The organism is Acidovorax sp. BoFeN1 (genome assembly GCF_003345135.1).
GTDB lineage: Bacteria > Pseudomonadota > Gammaproteobacteria > Burkholderiales > Burkholderiaceae_C > Acidovorax > Acidovorax defluvii.
Genome location: NZ_QOZT01000050.1, coordinates 1 through 15,948, shown reverse-complemented (window position 1 = coordinate 15,948; position 15,948 = coordinate 1). Strand labels below are relative to the sequence as shown.

The 15,948-nt window shown below is 62.9% G+C and carries 14 protein-coding genes; 5 read left to right on the top strand and 9 right to left on the bottom strand.

What is annotated here, in order from left to right; all coding sequences use genetic code 11:
- Nucleotides 1–10: 10 nt before the first annotated feature.
- The 6 genes from DTW89_RS12085 to DTW89_RS12060 all read right to left on the bottom strand — a co-directional run bounded on the left by DTW89_RS12085 (nt 11) and on the right by DTW89_RS12060 (nt 4,677).
- Nucleotides 11–325, bottom strand: coding sequence for an FAD assembly factor SdhE (locus DTW89_RS12085; RefSeq protein WP_114656131.1), 315 nt, complete (start codon nt 323–325; stop codon nt 11–13).
- A 14-nt stretch (nt 326–339) separates the two neighbouring features.
- Complete coding sequence (locus DTW89_RS12080; protein WP_114656130.1) at nt 340–1,044, bottom strand: succinate dehydrogenase iron-sulfur subunit; 705 nt, start codon at nt 1,042–1,044, stop codon at nt 340–342.
- A 20-nt stretch (nt 1,045–1,064) separates the two neighbouring features.
- Nucleotides 1,065–2,873, bottom strand: a complete 1,809-nt coding sequence (sdhA, locus tag DTW89_RS12075) for a succinate dehydrogenase flavoprotein subunit (protein WP_114656129.1) — start codon at nt 2,871–2,873, stop codon at nt 1,065–1,067.
- 22 nt (nt 2,874–2,895) lie between these two features.
- Nucleotides 2,896–3,261, bottom strand: coding sequence for a succinate dehydrogenase, hydrophobic membrane anchor protein (gene sdhD / locus DTW89_RS12070; RefSeq protein ID WP_114656128.1), 366 nt, complete (start codon nt 3,259–3,261; stop codon nt 2,896–2,898).
- Nucleotides 3,262–3,320: 59 nt separating this feature from the next.
- A complete protein-coding gene (gene sdhC / locus DTW89_RS12065; protein WP_114656127.1) occupies nt 3,321–3,755 on the bottom strand; it encodes a succinate dehydrogenase, cytochrome b556 subunit in 435 nt (144 codons plus the stop codon).
- A 133-nt stretch (nt 3,756–3,888) separates the two neighbouring features.
- Nucleotides 3,889–4,677 (bottom strand): GntR family transcriptional regulator, encoded by a 789-nt coding sequence (locus tag DTW89_RS12060; protein ID WP_114656126.1) that lies wholly within the window; start codon nt 4,675–4,677, stop codon nt 3,889–3,891.
- A gap of 218 nt (nt 4,678–4,895) precedes the next feature.
- Between DTW89_RS12060 and DTW89_RS12055 the strand changes: the two genes are divergently transcribed.
- The 5 genes from DTW89_RS12055 (at nt 4,896) to ccoG (ending at nt 12,065) form a co-directional block, all read left to right on the top strand.
- Complete coding sequence (locus DTW89_RS12055) at nt 4,896–5,882, top strand: malate dehydrogenase (RefSeq protein WP_024815802.1); 987 nt, start codon at nt 4,896–4,898, stop codon at nt 5,880–5,882.
- Between the two features lie 4 nt (nt 5,883–5,886).
- Nucleotides 5,887–6,975 (top strand): HpcH/HpaI aldolase/citrate lyase family protein, encoded by a 1,089-nt coding sequence (locus DTW89_RS12050; RefSeq protein WP_114656125.1) that lies wholly within the window; start codon nt 5,887–5,889, stop codon nt 6,973–6,975.
- A 22-nt stretch (nt 6,976–6,997) separates the two neighbouring features.
- Nucleotides 6,998–7,585 (top strand): hypothetical protein, encoded by a 588-nt coding sequence (locus DTW89_RS12045; protein WP_114656124.1) that lies wholly within the window; start codon nt 6,998–7,000, stop codon nt 7,583–7,585.
- A 66-nt stretch (nt 7,586–7,651) separates the two neighbouring features.
- Nucleotides 7,652–10,249 carry a bifunctional aconitate hydratase 2/2-methylisocitrate dehydratase gene (acnB, locus tag DTW89_RS12040; RefSeq protein WP_114656123.1) on the top strand — a complete coding sequence of 866 codons (2,598 nt, stop codon included), beginning with the start codon at nt 7,652–7,654 and terminating at the stop codon, nt 10,247–10,249.
- Between the two features lie 373 nt (nt 10,250–10,622).
- Nucleotides 10,623–12,065 carry a cytochrome c oxidase accessory protein CcoG gene (gene ccoG / locus DTW89_RS12035; RefSeq protein WP_114656122.1) on the top strand — a complete coding sequence of 481 codons (1,443 nt, stop codon included), beginning with the start codon at nt 10,623–10,625 and terminating at the stop codon, nt 12,063–12,065.
- 6 nt (nt 12,066–12,071) lie between these two features.
- Here ccoG and DTW89_RS12030 read toward each other — a convergent pair whose 3' ends face one another.
- The 3 genes from DTW89_RS12030 to DTW89_RS12020 form a co-directional block, all read right to left on the bottom strand.
- Nucleotides 12,072–13,493, bottom strand: a complete 1,422-nt coding sequence (locus tag DTW89_RS12030; RefSeq protein ID WP_114656121.1) for an aminotransferase-like domain-containing protein — start codon at nt 13,491–13,493, stop codon at nt 12,072–12,074.
- Between the two features lie 299 nt (nt 13,494–13,792).
- The gene (gene trhP / locus DTW89_RS12025) at nt 13,793–15,157 is read right to left on the bottom strand and encodes a prephenate-dependent tRNA uridine(34) hydroxylase TrhP (protein ID WP_114656120.1); all 1,365 of its coding nucleotides are present in this window, start codon (nt 15,155–15,157) and stop codon (nt 13,793–13,795) included.
- 70 nt (nt 15,158–15,227) lie between these two features.
- Nucleotides 15,228–15,948: cell envelope integrity protein TolA (locus DTW89_RS12020; protein WP_147277654.1), on the bottom strand; the 721-nt coding region annotated here is incomplete at its 5' end.

Here is a 15,948-nt window from a genome sequence, read left to right as displayed (position 1 = left end):
CACTACGGCACTAGTGCACGGCTGTGCTGCCACCTTGGCGCAGCATGCCGAGCACTTCGTGCACTTCTGGTGTGTCCAGCGGGGCCTGCGGCTCGCGGCGACGCAGCAACAGGTCCAGCAGGTCGTTGTCCGCCAGGTCCATCAGGGCCATCAGGCCGTCGGCGTGGCGTTGTGTGAGCTCGGGCTCAAAGCGGGTGAAAAACTGCTCGATGAACAGATCGTTCTCCAGCAGTCCTCTTCTGCAGCGCCAGTGCAGCTTGCTCAGTGCGCGCTCGTCCAGCAGCGGCGAGGCCGCATTGCTGGCGATGGTGGAAGTTTCACCCATGGCTTGAACTCGCTTCAGATGGCGCGACGCACCATCAGTTCCTTGATCTTGCCAATGGCCTTCGTGGGGTTCAGGCCCTTGGGGCACACGTCCACGCAGTTCATGATGGTGTGGCAGCGGAACAGGCGGTAGGGGTCTTCGAGGTTGTCGAGGCGCGCGCCTGTTGCATCGTCACGGCTGTCGGCGATGAAGCGGTAGGCCTGAAGCAGACCCGCCGGGCCCACGAACTTGTCGGGGTTCCACCAGAAGCTGGGGCAGGACGTGGAGCAGCTGGCGCACAGGATGCACTCGTACAGGCCGTTGAGCTCTTCGCGCTCTTCGGGCGACTGCAGGCGCTCACGGTCGGGCGCCAGTTCTTCGTTGATCAGGTAGGGCTTGATCGAGTTGTATTGCTTGAAGAACTGCGTCATGTCCACGATCAGGTCGCGGATCACGGGCAGGCCCGGCAGCGGCTTGAGCACGATGGTGCCCTTGAGCGTGTTCATGTTGGTCAGGCACGCCAGGCCGTTCTTGCCATTGATGTTCATGGCGTCCGACCCGCACACGCCTTCGCGGCAGGAGCGGCGGAACGATAGCGTGGGATCCTGTTCCTTGAGCTTGATCAGTGCGTCCAGCAACATGCGCTCCTGGCCATCGAGCTCGATCTCGATGGTCTGCATGTAGGGCTTGGCATCCTTGTCCGGATCGTAGCGGTAGATTTGGAATGTGCGTTTTTGCATGTTTCTTCTCTCGTGACGATTTAGAACGTACGGACCTTCGGAGGAACGCTGTCCACCGTCAAAGGCTTGAGGTTGACCGGCTTGTAGTCCAGGCGGCTGCCTTCGCTGTACCACAGGGTGTGTTTCATCCACTCCTTGTCGTTGCGGCCCAGCGGGAACTCGGCGTGGTCGGCGGGGTGCTCATAGTCGTACACGGTGTGCGCACCACGGCACTCCTTGCGGGCGGCGGCCGAGACCATGGTGGCCTGGGCCACTTCGATCAGGTTGTCCACTTCGAGCGCCTCGATGCGCGCGGTGTTGAACACCTTGGACTTGTCCTTGAGCGAGACGCCAGCCACACGGTTGCGCAGCTCGGCGATCTTCTTGACGCCTTCGTCCATGCTGGCCTGGGTGCGGAACACGCCGGCATGCTGCTGCATCGTGGCGCGGATGTCGCCGGCCAGGTTTTGTGCGTAGATGCCGTCGCTGGACTTGTCGAGCTGGTTCAGGCGCTCCAGGGTGCGGTCGGCCGCATCCTTGGGCAGGGGCTTGTGCTCCTTGTTCTTGTTGTTGAACTCGACGATATGGCGGCCGGCGGCCTTGCCAAACACCAGCAGGTCCAGCAGCGAGTTGGTACCCAGGCGGTTGGCACCGTGCACGCTCACGCAGGCGCATTCGCCCACGGCATACAGGCCATTCACCACAGCGTTGTTGATGCCGTTGGCCTGGGTGATCACCTGGCCATTGATGTTGGTGGGCACGCCACCCATCTGGTAGTGGATGGTGGGCACCACGGGAATGTCTTCCTTGGTGATGTCCACGTTGGCGAAGTTGACGCCAATCTCATACACCGATGGCAGGCGCTTGTGGATGGTGTCTGCGCCCAGGTGGCTGAGCTTGAGCATGACGTAGTCCTTGTTCGGACCACAGCCACGGCCTTCCTTGATTTCCTGGTCCATCGAGCGCGACACGAAGTCGCGCGGCGCCAGGTCTTTCAGGGTAGGCGCATAGCGCTCCATGAAGCGTTCGCCATTGCTGTTGAGCAAAATGGCGCCTTCGCCGCGGCAGCCTTCGGTCAGCAGCACGCCTGCGCCGGCCACGCCGGTGGGGTGGAACTGCCAGAACTCCATGTCTTGCAGCGCTATGCCGGCGCGGGCCGCCATGCCCAGGCCGTCACCGGTGTTGATGAAGGCGTTGGTGGAAGCGGCGAAGATGCGCCCGGCGCCGCCGGTGGCCAGCAGCACGGTCTTGGCTTCCAGGATGTACAGGTCGCCGGTTTCCATCTCCAGCGCGGTCACGCCCACCACGTCGCCGTCGGCGTCGCGGATCAGGTCCAGTGCCATCCACTCGACGAAGAAGTTGGTCTTGGCCTTGACGTTCTGCTGGTACAGCGTGTGCAGCATGGCGTGGCCAGTGCGGTCCGCGGCGGCGCAGGCGCGTTGCACGGGCTTTTCGCCGTAGTTGGCGGTGTGGCCGCCAAACGGGCGCTGGTAAATTGTGCCGTCGGGATTGCGGTCAAACGGCATGCCGAAGTGTTCCAGCTCGTACACCACCTTGGGTGCTTCGCGGCACATGAACTCGATCGCATCTTGGTCGCCGAGCCAGTCAGAGCCCTTGATGGTGTCGTAGAAGTGGTAGTGCCAGTTGTCCTCGGACATGTTGCCCAGCGAGGCCGAAACGCCGCCTTGTGCCGCCACGGTGTGGCTGCGGGTGGGAAACACCTTGGACAGCGAGGCCACGTTCAGGCCTGCGCGGGAGAGTTCAAGCGCGGCGCGCATGCCGGAGCCGCCGGCGCCAATGATGACGACGTCGAACTTGCGCTTGGTGATGTTAGCGTTGGTGTAGCTCATTATTTGCCTTCAGTCGCGGGAATCAGAGACGCCACAAAACCTGGATACCCCAGCCGGCACAGCCGACCAGCCAGACGAGGGTGAAAATCTGCAGCGCCAGGCGCAGGCCCAGAGGCTTGATGTAGTCCATCCAGATGTTGCGCATCCCGACCCAGGCGTGCCAGATGAGTGCCAGGATCACGCAGAACGTGAGCACCTTCATCCATTGGCTGGAAAAAATGGAAGCCCAGCGGTCATAGCCGATGGGACCTTTGGTCAGAACCAGTTGCACGAGCAGGATCAGCGTGAACAGTGCCATCAGCACTGCAGTGACACGTTGGCTCAGCCAGTCGCGCAGGCCATAGTGGGCACCTACGACGGTGCGTTTGTAACCGAAGTTGTCGGACATAGTGGATTTCCTCTCAGTCATTGCGCGGCGCGCCGCACCCGGCGACGCCGCGGGGTGAATCAATACAGGCCGAACAGCTTGGCTGCCAGCACCAGCGTCAGGCCAATGCTGATGACCAGAGTCACCAGGGCAGAGGTCTTGCCGAACTGTTTGCTGACGGCGTCATGGCTCACGTCCATGCACAAGTGGCGCACACCGGCGATCATGTGGTGCAGATAGGCCCAGATCAGGCCCAGCGCCACCAGCTTGATGAACCAGCCGGGAGCGAAGCCCAGGCCAGAGTTGAAGGCGGCCTTGAAGGTGCTAAAGGAAATTTCGGAGGACACCGAGGTGTCGAACATCCACAGCACGAACGGCAGCAGCAGAAACATCACAGCACCGCTGGCACGGTGCAGGATCGAAACCCATGCAGCCGGCGTCATGCGGTAAGTAGTGAGGTCCTTGAAGGCGTTGATATTGCGGAATTCAGGCCGTTTTTTGGCTAGCTCTGTCATGGCGGGTGCTTTCGTGGATGTAACTGCTTTGTAATTTGAAGATGCAAACAACGCAAAATTCTATTGCAACGCAACAAGTAGGGCTGTCCACTGGCGCAATATTTTGACGATTCTTCTCAAGTGCGGGCGTGTTTCAGCTCAATTCGTTGTGGTAATGGTGTGTGTCGGTGCGGTAAAGACCACGCCGTAACTCCATGGGAACATCGTTGTAGGTGTAGGCGGTGCGCTCCACGCTCAGCAAGGGCGTGCCAGCGGGGGTGTGCAGAAGCTGCGCCTGCTCACCGTCGGCCAGCACGGCTCGGATTTTTTCTTCGGCCCGCACCATGCGCACACCGAAATCCAGCTCGAACATGGCATAGGTCGGACCTTGGTAGTTCGCCATCTGCTCGGCTGTCAGGCCCTTGAAGGCCTGGCCGGGGAGCCAGATGTCTTCGAGAATGGTGGGTTCGTCGGCAAACGACAGAATGCGCCGCGCCTGTACCACCGGGTCGCCACTGCGCAAGGCCAGGGCGCGCGCCACGTCGGCGCTGGCGCGCACGCGCCGACAATCCAGCACGGTGCGTTGCGCCGGCCCCTCCACACTGGCATCGCCGGTGTCGGGCAAAAGCTTCAGAAAACGGTATTGCACATGCTGCTCGGCATGGGTGGCGACAAAAGTGCCCTTGCCCTGTCGCCGCATCACCAGATTGTCGGCCGCCAGCTCGTCAATGGCCTTGCGGACCGTGCCCTGACTCACCCGAAACCGCGCCGCCAAATCCATCTCGCTGGGAATGGCTTCACCGGGCTTCCATTCACCCTGCTGCAGGCTTTGCAGGATCAAGGCCTTGATCTGCTGGTACAGCGGGCTGAATGCCGGCGTCAATACACCAACACCGCCGGGAGGCGGCGAGGGCGCGTCAACATTGAACGGAAGCGAGGACATGGCAAATGGCTGGGGTGGGGCGGTTATGCGGCGAGGCGTATTCTCTGGCTGGTAACCGGGTTGGATCATATCTTATATAAGACATAAGACAAATTGACCTTTCGCAGCAATCGGCGGTAAACTCCAAGGCTGTTTTGCAGAGCACGGGTTGCTGGTGACAGGGGCTGGTGCTTGCGTTGCATCCACATCTGTTTTTTCCACTTCCTGGAGTTTTCACCATGAGCAAGAAGCCCGTCCGTGTTGCCGTTACCGGCGCTGCTGGTCAAATCGGTTACGCCCTGCTGTTCCGTATCGCCTCGGGCGAAATGCTGGGCAAGGACCAGCCGGTCATCCTGCAATTGCTCGAAGTTCCCGTGGAAGGCCCACAAAAAGCGCTCAAGGGCGTGATGATGGAACTCGACGACTGCGCTTTCCCGCTGCTCGTGGAGATGACCGCCCACAGCGATCCCATGACCGCCTTCAAGGATGCCGATTACGCCTTGCTGGTGGGTTCGCGCCCCCGCGGCCCCGGCATGGAGCGCGCCGAGCTGCTGGCCGTCAACGGTGCCATCTTCACCGCACAAGGCAAGGCCCTGAATGCCGTGGCCAGCCGCGACGTCAAGGTGCTGGTGGTGGGCAACCCCGCCAACACCAACGCCTACATCGCCATGAAGAGCGCGCCTGACCTGCCACGCAAGAACTTCACCGCCATGCTGCGCCTCGACCACAACCGCGCTGCCAGCCAGATCGCTGCCAAGACCGGCAAGGCCGTGGCCGACATCGAAAAACTCACCGTCTGGGGCAACCATTCGCCCACGATGTACGCCGACTACCGCTTTGCCACCATCAACGGCGAGAGCGTTGCCAAGATGATCAACGACCAGGAATGGAACGCCAACACCTTCCTGCCCACCGTGGGCAAGCGCGGCGCAGCCATCATTGAGGCACGCGGCCTGTCGTCGGCGGCATCGGCTGCCAACGCCGCCATCGACCACATGCGCGACTGGGCCCTGGGCACCAACGGCAAGTGGGTCACCATGGGTATTCCTTCGGATGGCCAGTACGGCATTCCAAAGGACACCATGTTCGGCTTCCCCGTCACCTGCGAAAACGGCGAGTACAAGATCGTCGAAGGTCTGGAAATTGACGCGTTCTCGCAAGAGCGCATCAACATCACGCTGGCCGAACTGCAAGGCGAGCAAGACGGCGTCAAGCACCTGCTCTGATCCCATGAGCGTTGTGCGCCGCGCAGAACCATCCTCAGGCTCCGTTCCTCCCGGGGGGGGCGAAGCAGCCCACGCCGTGAGTGGCGGGGTCGTGCGTGCCCATCCTCGCGATGTGCTGCTGGGTGCGCAGGCGGCTTCTGCCGCCTTGCCGGTTTGCGATCACTACAGCGGTGCGCCGGCGCGCATGCTCAAGAGCCTGCAATTGCAGGCACAGATGACCGAGGAATTCGGCGCTTGCGTTTTTGACGTGACGCTGGACTGCGAAGACGGAGCCCCGGTGGGCGATGAAGCGGCGCACGCGGTCCTGGTGGCCGCCCTGGTGCGCGATGCCGCCCCGGCAGCGCGCGTGGGCGTTCGCGTTCACCCCGTGGACCACCCCGCATTTGCCAACGACATGGCCACCATTGCCGGCGAGGCCGGTCATCGGCTCACCCACATCATGCTGCCCAAGGTGGAGTCGGTGGACGATGTTTTGCGGGCAGAAAAAGCCCTGCAGGGCACATCGGCGGCCCATCTGCCCCTGCAGGTGCTGATCGAATCCCCGGCCGCAGTGCACCGGGCTTTCGAGATTGCCGCGCATCCCCGCGTGCAGAGCCTGAGCTTTGGCTTGATGGATTTTGTGTCGGCCCACGGCGGTGCCATTCCCGCATCGGCCATGGCCTCTGCCGGGCAGTTCACGCACCCGCTGGTGGTGCGCGCCAAGCTCGAAATCGCCTCGGCCTGCCATGCCCATGGCAAGGTGCCATCGCACTGCGTGGTAACCGAATTCAGCGATATGGTGGCCATGCAGGCCGCAGCCAGCCGCGCTGCACGCGAGTTTGGCTACACGCGCATGTGGAGCATCCACCCCGCGCAGATTCGCCCCATCCTGGAGGCCTTTGGGCCCACGCAGGATGACATTGACGTTGCTTCAAAAATAATAGCTGCTGCCGCAGACGCTGATTGGGCTCCCATCAGTTTTGAGGGCGCATTGCATGACCGTGCCAGTTTTCGCTATTACTGGCAGGTTCTGGAGCGTGCGCACAGCACCGGGCGCAGCTTGCCCGCGGCCGTGTGCCCGTGGTTTACTCCGTCTGTCTCTCTCTGTCCCTGAACCCTCACCTGCAGGATCCCTGATGAAAACCTTTATCGCTTCTGCCCTCATACTGCTGGCGCCCGCCTTTGTGCTGGCCCAGACACCCGCCCCGTCCGCCGCCAAGCCTGCCACCAAGGCAACCGCCAAGGCCCCTGCCAAAGCCGCCGCCGCCAAAACTGCCAAGGCCAAGCCCACCAGCAGCCGCGTCCAGCTCAAGTCCGCCACCGGTCAGGTGGCAGCAGGCATCATGGCTGCCGAGGCCGCCCTCTCGCCGGACGAACTGGCCATTGCCGAGCGCGTGCATGTGGGCCACATCGCCTGCGAATTGGGCGCGCACGTCACGCTCAAGGCCGACCCAGCCTCGCCCGGCCGCTTCGATGTGGAAGGCAAGGGCTTCAAGTACCGCATGACCCCCGTAGCCACATCCACCGGCGCTGTGCGTCTGGAAGACCAGCGGGGCGGCGCTGTGTGGCTGCAGATCGCCAACAAGTCCATGCTCATGGACCAAAAGCGTGGCCAGCGCCTGGCAGACGAATGCATGAGCCCCGAGCAGAACCTGGTTGCCGAGGCCATCAAGAAGAACCCGATCCCCAGCGTGCTGGAACCTCTGCCCGTCGCCAAACAATAACGATTCCCGTGCGCCTGGCCCCCGGGCCGCACCCACCCCACTTTAGAACGCAACCGGAGAAAATTGATGTTGAAAGCCTACCGTGACCATGTGGCCGAACGTGCTGCATTGGGCATTCCGCCACTGCCCTTGAGCGCCAAGCAGACCAGCGAACTGATCGAGCTGCTGAAAAACCCGCCTGCTGGCGAGGAAGCAACCCTGGTCGACCTGATCACGCACCGTGTGCCTGCGGGCGTGGACGATGCCGCCAAGGTCAAGGCCAGCTACCTGGCCGCCGTGGCCCATGGCACGGAAGTGTGCAGCCTCATCGGCCGTGAGAAGGCCACGCAACTGCTGGGCACCATGCTGGGCGGCTACAACCTCACGCCGCTGATCGATCTGCTTGACGACGCTGCCGTGGCTTCCGTGGCTGCCGAAGCGCTCAAGAAGACGCTGCTCATGTTCGATCAGTTCCATGACGTCAAGGAAAAGGCCGACAAGGGCAACACCTTCGCCAAGGCCGTGCTGCAGAGCTGGGCCGACGCCGAGTGGTTCACCAGCCGCCCCGAAGTGCCGCAAAGCATCAAGCTCACCGTGCTCAAGGTCACCGGCGAAACCAACACCGACGACCTGTCGCCCGCGCCCGATGCCTGGAGCCGCCCCGACATCCCGCTGCACGCGCTGGCCATGCTCAAGAACAAGCGCGACGGCATCACCCCTGAAGAAGACGGCAAACGCGGCCCGGTGAAGTTCATCGAAGACCTGCGCGCCAAGGGCAACCTCGTGGCCTACGTGGGCGACGTGGTGGGCACGGGTTCCAGCCGCAAGTCGGCCACCAACAGCGTGCTGTGGTTCACCGGCGAAGACATCCCCTTTGTGCCCAACAAGCGCTTTGGCGGCGTCTGCCTGGGCAGCAAGATTGCCCCCATCTTCTACAACACCATGGAAGACGCGGGCGCGCTGCCCATCGAGCTCGACGTAAGCCAGATGAACATGGGCGACGAGATCGAGCTGCTGCCCTACGCTGGCAAGGCTTTGAAGGACGGCAACGTCATCGCCGAATTCGAAGTGAAAAGTGAAGTGCTGTTTGACGAAGTGCGCGCCGGTGGCCGCATTCCACTCATCATCGGCCGTGGCCTGACCACCAAGGCGCGCGAGGCCTTGGGCCTGGCGCCCTCCACGCTGTTCCGCCTGCCGCAAGTGCCTGCCGCCACCGGCAAGGGTTTCACGCTGGCGCAGAAGATGGTTGGCCGTGCCTGCGGCCTGCCTGCAAAGGATGGCAACCAGATGGGCGTGCTGCCCGGCACCTATTGCGAGCCGCGCATGACCTCGGTGGGCTCGCAAGACACCACCGGCCCCATGACCCGCGACGAACTCAAGGACCTGGCCTGCCTGGGCTTCAGCTCCGACCTCGTCATGCAGTCGTTCTGTCACACGGCCGCTTACCCCAAGCCCGTGGACGTGAAGATGCACCACGAGCTGCCCGAGTTCATCAGCAACCGTGGCGGCATCTCGCTCAAACCTGGCGACGGCATCATCCACAGCTGGCTCAACCGCATGCTGCTGCCCGACACTGTGGGCACCGGCGGTGACTCGCACACCCGTTTCCCCATCGGCATCAGCTTCCCTGCAGGCTCGGGCCTGGTGGCGTTTGCTGCCGCCACGGGCGTGATGCCGCTTGATATGCCTGAATCGGTTCTGGTGCGCTTCAAGGGTCAGATGCAGCCCGGTGTCACGCTGCGCGACCTGGTGCACGCGATCCCGCTGTATGCCATCAAGGCTGGCTTGCTGACAGTTGCCAAGCAAGGCAAGGTCAACATCTTCTCGGGCCGCATCCTCGAAATCGAAGGTCTGCCCGACATGAAGGTCGAGCAGGCATTCGAGCTGTCCGACGCCTCGGCCGAACGCTCTGCCGCCGGTTGCACCGTGCGCCTGAACAAAGAGCCGATCATCGAATACATCAACAGCAACATCGTACTGCTGAAGAACATGATCGCCCAGGGCTACGCTGATGCGCGCACCATCGGCCGCCGCATCCAGGCCATGGAAGCCTGGCTGGCCAAGCCTGAGCTGCTGGCACCCGATGCCGACGCGGAATACGCGGCCGTGATCGAGATCGACCTGGCCGAGATCACCGAACCCATCGTCTGCTGCCCCAACGACCCCGACGACGCCAAGACGCTGTCGGACGTGGCCGGCGCTGCGATCGACGAAGTGTTCATTGGCTCGTGCATGACCAACATCGGCCACTTCCGTGCGGCTTCCAAGCTGCTCGAAGGCAAGAAGGACATTCCCGTCAAGCTGTGGATGGCACCGCCCACCAAGATGGACGCGCACCAGCTCACCGAAGAAGGCCACTATGGCGTGTTCGGCGCCGCCGGTGCCCGCATGGAAATGCCGGGCTGCTCGCTGTGCATGGGCAACCAGGCACAGGTGAAGGAAGGCGCCACCGTGATGTCCACCAGCACGCGCAACTTCCCCAACCGCCTGGGCAAGAACACCAATGTTTACCTGGGCTCTGCCGAGCTGTCGGCCATCTGCTCCAAGCTGGGCCGTATTCCCAGCAAGGCCGAATACCTGGCTGACATGGGCGTGCTCAGCGCCAATGGCGACAAGATCTACAAGTACATGAACTTTGACCAGATCGCCGAGTACAAGGACGTGGCCGACGGCGTAGCTGCCTGAGCCTGATGCACAACCTGCTGCCCGGGGCCATGGCCTCCGGTGCAGAGGTGATGGCTGGCCCGCGCTGTGCGCGGGCTTTTTTTCGTGGGTAGCATGCACCTCTTTTATGCACGGCACGGCCACACCGGGAGATGGTGGTCTGTGTTGGTCCAGAGTGGTGGAGACCTAAAGTCATTGTGGAGAAAGCGCTGTTAGCTATTGAGTTAGTAGCATCGGTAAGCGCTGCAATGGTGGCAGGTGTGGTCCAGACTCCATCTGATACGTCCCAGATCGCTGCATCTGCTGCTGTTGCTGAGATCCCTGATGCTCCATAGTCAAGGCCTTGGCACAGTGGGCGCTGCGTGCACTCTCTGGCTGTTGTTCTGAACCTTGCATGTCCCACACTCCCCCACCACCGCGCGGAAAATCGCCGCGCAAAGTCATTCCCATCACCCCGGCAGCCGTCTCTGGTTCGCTTTACGAGGCGCAGGTCAAGATTCAGCCGCGCTCCATTCGCGGTGTGTTCTCAAACTGGCGCTGGGCCATGGTGTGGGCCACGCAGTTGTTCTTCTATGTGATTCCGTGGCTGCAGTGGAACGACCGGCAAATGCTGCTGTTTGACCTGGAGCAGCGGCGCTTTTACCTGTTCGGGTTGCTCCTCTATCCGCAGGATTTCATTTACCTCACCGCGCTTTTGATTATTTCGGCGCTGTCGCTTTTTCTGTTCACGGCAGTGGCGGGGCGGCTGTGGTGCGGCTTTGCCTGTCCGCAAACGGTTTATACCGAAATTTTCATCTGGATAGAGCACAAGGTGGAAGGCGACCGCAGTGCGCGGCTACGCCTTGATGCGTCCCCCTGGTCGGCCGACAAGCTCTGGCGCAAATCGCTTAAGCAGTTTTTGTGGCTGGCTGTGGCGCTGTGGACGGGGTTCACCTTTGTCGGCTACTTTGTGCCGATTCGCACGCTGGCCGTGGAGGTGATGGCGTTGCAAGGCGGTTGGCAGATTTTTTGGGTGCTGTTTTATGGCTTTGCCACCTACGGCAACGCGGGTTTTTTGCGCGAGCAAATCTGCAAGTACATGTGCCCGTATGCGCGCTTTCAGAGCGCCATGTTTGACCAGGATACTCTCGTCGTCACCTACGACGCAGTGCGCGGCGAGGCGCGCGGGCCGCGCACCAAGGCGGTGGATGCCAAGGCGCAGGGCCTGGGTGACTGCATTGACTGCACGCTGTGCGTGCAGGTCTGCCCGGTGGGCATCGACATCCGCGATGGCTTGCAGTACGAGTGCATTGGCTGCGGCCTGTGTGTGGACGCCTGCAATTCTGTCATGGACAAGATGCAGTACCCGCGTGGCTTGATCCGCTACACCACGCCCAACGCCCTGGCCCAGCGCTGGGACCTGCGCCAGGTGCTGCGCCGCGTGGCGCGCCCACGCGTGCTGCTCTATAGCGCCGCGCTGATCGCCATAACCTTGGCCATGTTGATCAGCCTGGTGGTGCGCACGCCGCTCAAAGTGGATGTGATCCGCGACCGCAGTGTGCTGGCGCGCTTGGTGCAGGGCGGGCAGGTCGAGAACGTGTATCGCCTGCAAATCGCCAACGCCACCGAAACCCCACAGCGCTACCGCCTGGTGGCCCGCGGCCTGGAGGGGCTGCACGTGGCCTCGGAGACCGAAGTGGATGTGGCCGCCGCCGATTCGCGTTGGGTGGTCACGCGCTTGCGTGTGCCTGATGGCGTTGCAGCCTCTGGCTCGCACACGGTGGTGCTGGAGATCACGGCCATGGGCGACGCAGCGGTGCAGCTGCGCGAGAAAACCACCTTTCTGGTGCCACGCTGAAGCGCATTAATGTGGCCTACTGGCCGCGCTGAGCTGGCCCAGCGTGGCCAGCGCCTGCTCGGTGCGCGCGTTCCAGGCGTGGCCATAGTTCAGGCGCAGGCAGTTGGTGAAGGCGTGCGAGGCCGAAAAAATCGGTCCCGGCGCCACGCTGATGCCCTGCGCCAGCGCCTGGCGGTGGATGTGCAGCGCGTCTGAGCCTTCGGGTAGTTCAACCCACAAAAAGTAACCGCCCTCGGGCCGCGTCGCCCGCGTGCCTGTCGGAAAGTAATGGCCCACGGCCTGGGCAAACACCGCTTGCTGCGCGGCCAGCGCCGCGCGCAGCTTGCGCAAGTGCTTATCGAAGCCGCCGCGCTCCAGGTACAGCGCCAACGCCGCCTGTGCCGGCACCGATGCGCTTAGCGTGCAGGTCAGCTTGTGCCGCGCCACGGTGCGGGTAAAGCGCCCCGGCGTGGCCCAGCCGATGCGGTAGCCTGGCGCCAGGGATTTGGAGAACGAGCTGCAGTGCAGCACCAGTCCCTCGGTGTCAAAGGCCTTGGCCGGCAGTGGGCGCTGGTCGCCCAGGTACAGCTCGGCGTATACATCGTCTTCGATCAGCGGGAGTTGGTGGCGAGTGATCAGCGCGACCAGCGCTTTTTTCTTCGCTTCGGGCATCAGGCTGCCCAGCGGGTTCTGAAAGGTGGTCATCAGCCAACAGGCCTGGGGGCGGTGGCGCACGATGGCGGCCTCCAGTGCGGCCAGGTCAATGCCCTCCCGCGGGTGGGTGGGCACCTCGATGGCGTGCAGACCCATGCGCTCCAGCGACTGCAAGGCGGCGTAGAACGTGGGCGACTCGACCAGCACCGCATCGCCCGCCCGGGTGACGGCGGTCAGACACAGGTTCAGCGCTTCGAGCGCGCCGTTGGTAATGACGATGTCGTCTGCCGACACCGGCATGCCCGCCGCCAGGTAGCGCAGCGCGATCTGGCGGCGCAGGCCCGCATGGCCGGGCGTAAGGTCGTCCACCGCGCTCCACGGGTCGAGCGACCTGGCGCTGGCGGCCAGCGCCTGGCCTAGGCGCGCCAACGGGTACAGCAGAGGGCTGGGAAAGGCCGAGCCCAGCGGCACTACATTGCGCGCCATGGTCGATTCCAGTACCTCGAACACGCGCTCGCTCACATCCACAGCAATTGACTGGCCCTGCGGCTGCGAAGCCTGCTCCAGTTCGGGTGGAGCACTGCGCAATCCCGAGCGCACGAAGTAGCCCGAGCGCTCGCGCGCCTGCACCAAGCCGCGCGCCTCCAGCAGGTAATACGCCTGGAATACGGTGGAGGCGCTGACGCCCCGGCTGGCGCAGGTGTGGCGCACCGAAGGCAGTCGGTCGCCCGGGCGCAGCACGCCGCTGCGCAGGGATGCTTCGATGTCGGCGGCCAGGGCTTCGTAGCGTTTCATGGGTGCAGTATCGCGGATGCGTTTGCGCTCTGCAGTGCTGCCCTACGTGCCGCGCGATCGTCCCCAGGGTGTACGATCGTCCCCAGGGTGTAGGTCTGCGATGGGTGGAAGGCGCGGGTTTTGCAGCGTTTCAAACGCGATGCCGTGTTTTCCCAGAGGCGATAGCGGTTCGAGGCTGCTTCAAAAAAAGGAGCGACCAGCGCCCGCCTTGCAATACTTTTATATTGTTTTAACGCTGAAATTTATACAGGATAAGCGCATAAAGCTATAAAAATTATAGCAATTTGCGCAGATATGCATTACAGCAGCCGGGCGAGCAGCGCGCCCTCAGCCGGGTTTTCAAGCGGAATGCGCACGCGCAGCGGGCTGCCAGGCGCCACTTGCAGTGCTTCGCCTTCAAGGCTACGCATTTGCTCCAGCCGCAGCGTGCGGTTGCCGCTGGGGTGGATGATTTCCAGCAGGTCGCCCACCGCGAAGCGGTTTTTCGTCTCCACCTCGGCCCAGCCGTCCTGCACGGCCTTGACCTCGCCGACAAACTGGCTGCGCCGGGTCTCGGAGCTGCCGGTTTCGTAGTTCTGGTAGTCGTTGGCGGGGCGGCGTTCCAGGAAGCCGGCGGTGTAGCCGCGATTGGACAGGCCTTCGAGTTCGGTGATGAGCTCGGGGTTGAACGGGCGGCCCGCCACGGCGTCGTCGATGGCGCGGCGGTAGATCTGCGCCGTGCGCGAGACGTAATACTGGCTCTTGGTGCGGCCCTCGATCTTGAGGGAATCGACGCCGATTTCCACCAGGCGCTGCACATGCTCGACGGCGCGCAGGTCTTTGCTGTTCATGATGTAGGTGCCGTGCTCGTCTTCCATGATGGGCATGAGCTGGCCGGGGCGCTCCTTCTCTTCGAGCAGGTATACCTGGTCGGCCAACGGGTGGCGCTCGCCCCCGCCGCAGGCGGCAAAGGCGGCGTTGTCGTCCTCTTGCGCCTTGTTGAAGTTGAAGTCGCCCTCCATGCGCACGGCCATGGCTTCGCCGGTGTTGGGGTCTACCGCTGCGGGCTGGGTGGCGTAGTTCCAGCGGCAGGCGTTGGTGCAGGTGCCCTGGTTGGGGTCGCGCCGGTTGAAGTAGCCCGAGAGCAGGCAGCGGCCCGAGTAGGCGATGCACAGTGCGCCGTGCACGAACACTTCGAGCTCCATGTCGGGGCATTCCTGGCGGATCTGGGCGATTTCATCCAGGCTCAGCTCGCGCGAGAGGATGATGCGCGCCACGCCCACCTTCTGCCAGAACTTCACGGCCGCATAGTTCACGGTGTTGGCCTGCACCGAGAGGTGAATGGCCACTTCGGGCCACTTCTCGCGCACCATCATGATCAGGCCTGGGTCGGCCATGATGAGGGCGTCGGGCCGCATGGCGATGATGGGTTCGATATCGCGCAGGTAGGTGCGCACCTTGTCGTTGTGCGGCAGCAGGTTGCTGGTCAGAAAGAACTTTTTGCCGCGTGCATGGGCTTCAAGGATGCCCTGCTCGATCTGCTCCTGGCGGAATTCGTTGTTGCGTGCGCGCAGGCTGTAGCGCGGCTGGCCGGCGTAGATGGCGTCGGCGCCAAAGTCGTAAGCGGCGCGCATCTTGTCGAGTGAGCCGGCGGGCAGCAGCAGTTCAGGGCTTTTCAGGGTCATGGTGCATTGTGGCCGAGGCCATGAAAACCGCTCTGCCTTAGCTCAGCAAAGCAGTCGGGCGCAAGGATCTTCAGTCTTGTGGGCGAAAGCCGATTTCCAGCGTGGACGGAACACGTCCATCTACATCGCGGGGCAGCGACTCGGTTTTGTCCAGCGCGCGCAGCACGGCATCGTCCCAGGCCTTGTTGCCGCTCGACTGGATCAGTTTTTTGCCCACGATGGTGCCATCGGGCGCAGCGCGCACCTGCACCACCGCGCGCGGATTGCCTGCGATGGCATCCGGGTACACGATATTGGGCCGAACCTTGGCTGCCACCTTGCCACCGTAGCTGCCCGAGGGGCCGGAATTACGCAGGGCGGTGCCTGTGGCGTTTTCGCCGCCTGTAGCACCCGCCAGGCCTTGCATGCGACGGATGTTCTCCTGCCGGCGGGCCTCTGCGGTCTGGGCGCTGGCTTTTTCCAGGGCTTCCTGCTTGCGCTGGGCTTCCTGCGCCTGGCGCTTCTTGTCGTCAGCCAACTGCTTTTGCTTGTCCAGTTTTTCCAGGCGTTCTTTTTCGCGCTCGGCTTTTTGCTGCTCGGCCTTTTCCTTTTGCAGGCGTTCCTTTTTCTCCTGCTCCAGCCGTTCGCGGCGCTCGTCTTCCTTGCGCTCACGCTCGCGTTTTTCGCGTTCGAGTTGCTGCTGGCGTTCTTTCTTTTCTTGTTCCAGGCGCTTTTTCTCGCGCTCGATGGCGATGTCGGCTTCGCGGGTGTCTGGCTCTGCCTGCCGTGGTGGGGGCGGAGGGGGCGGGACC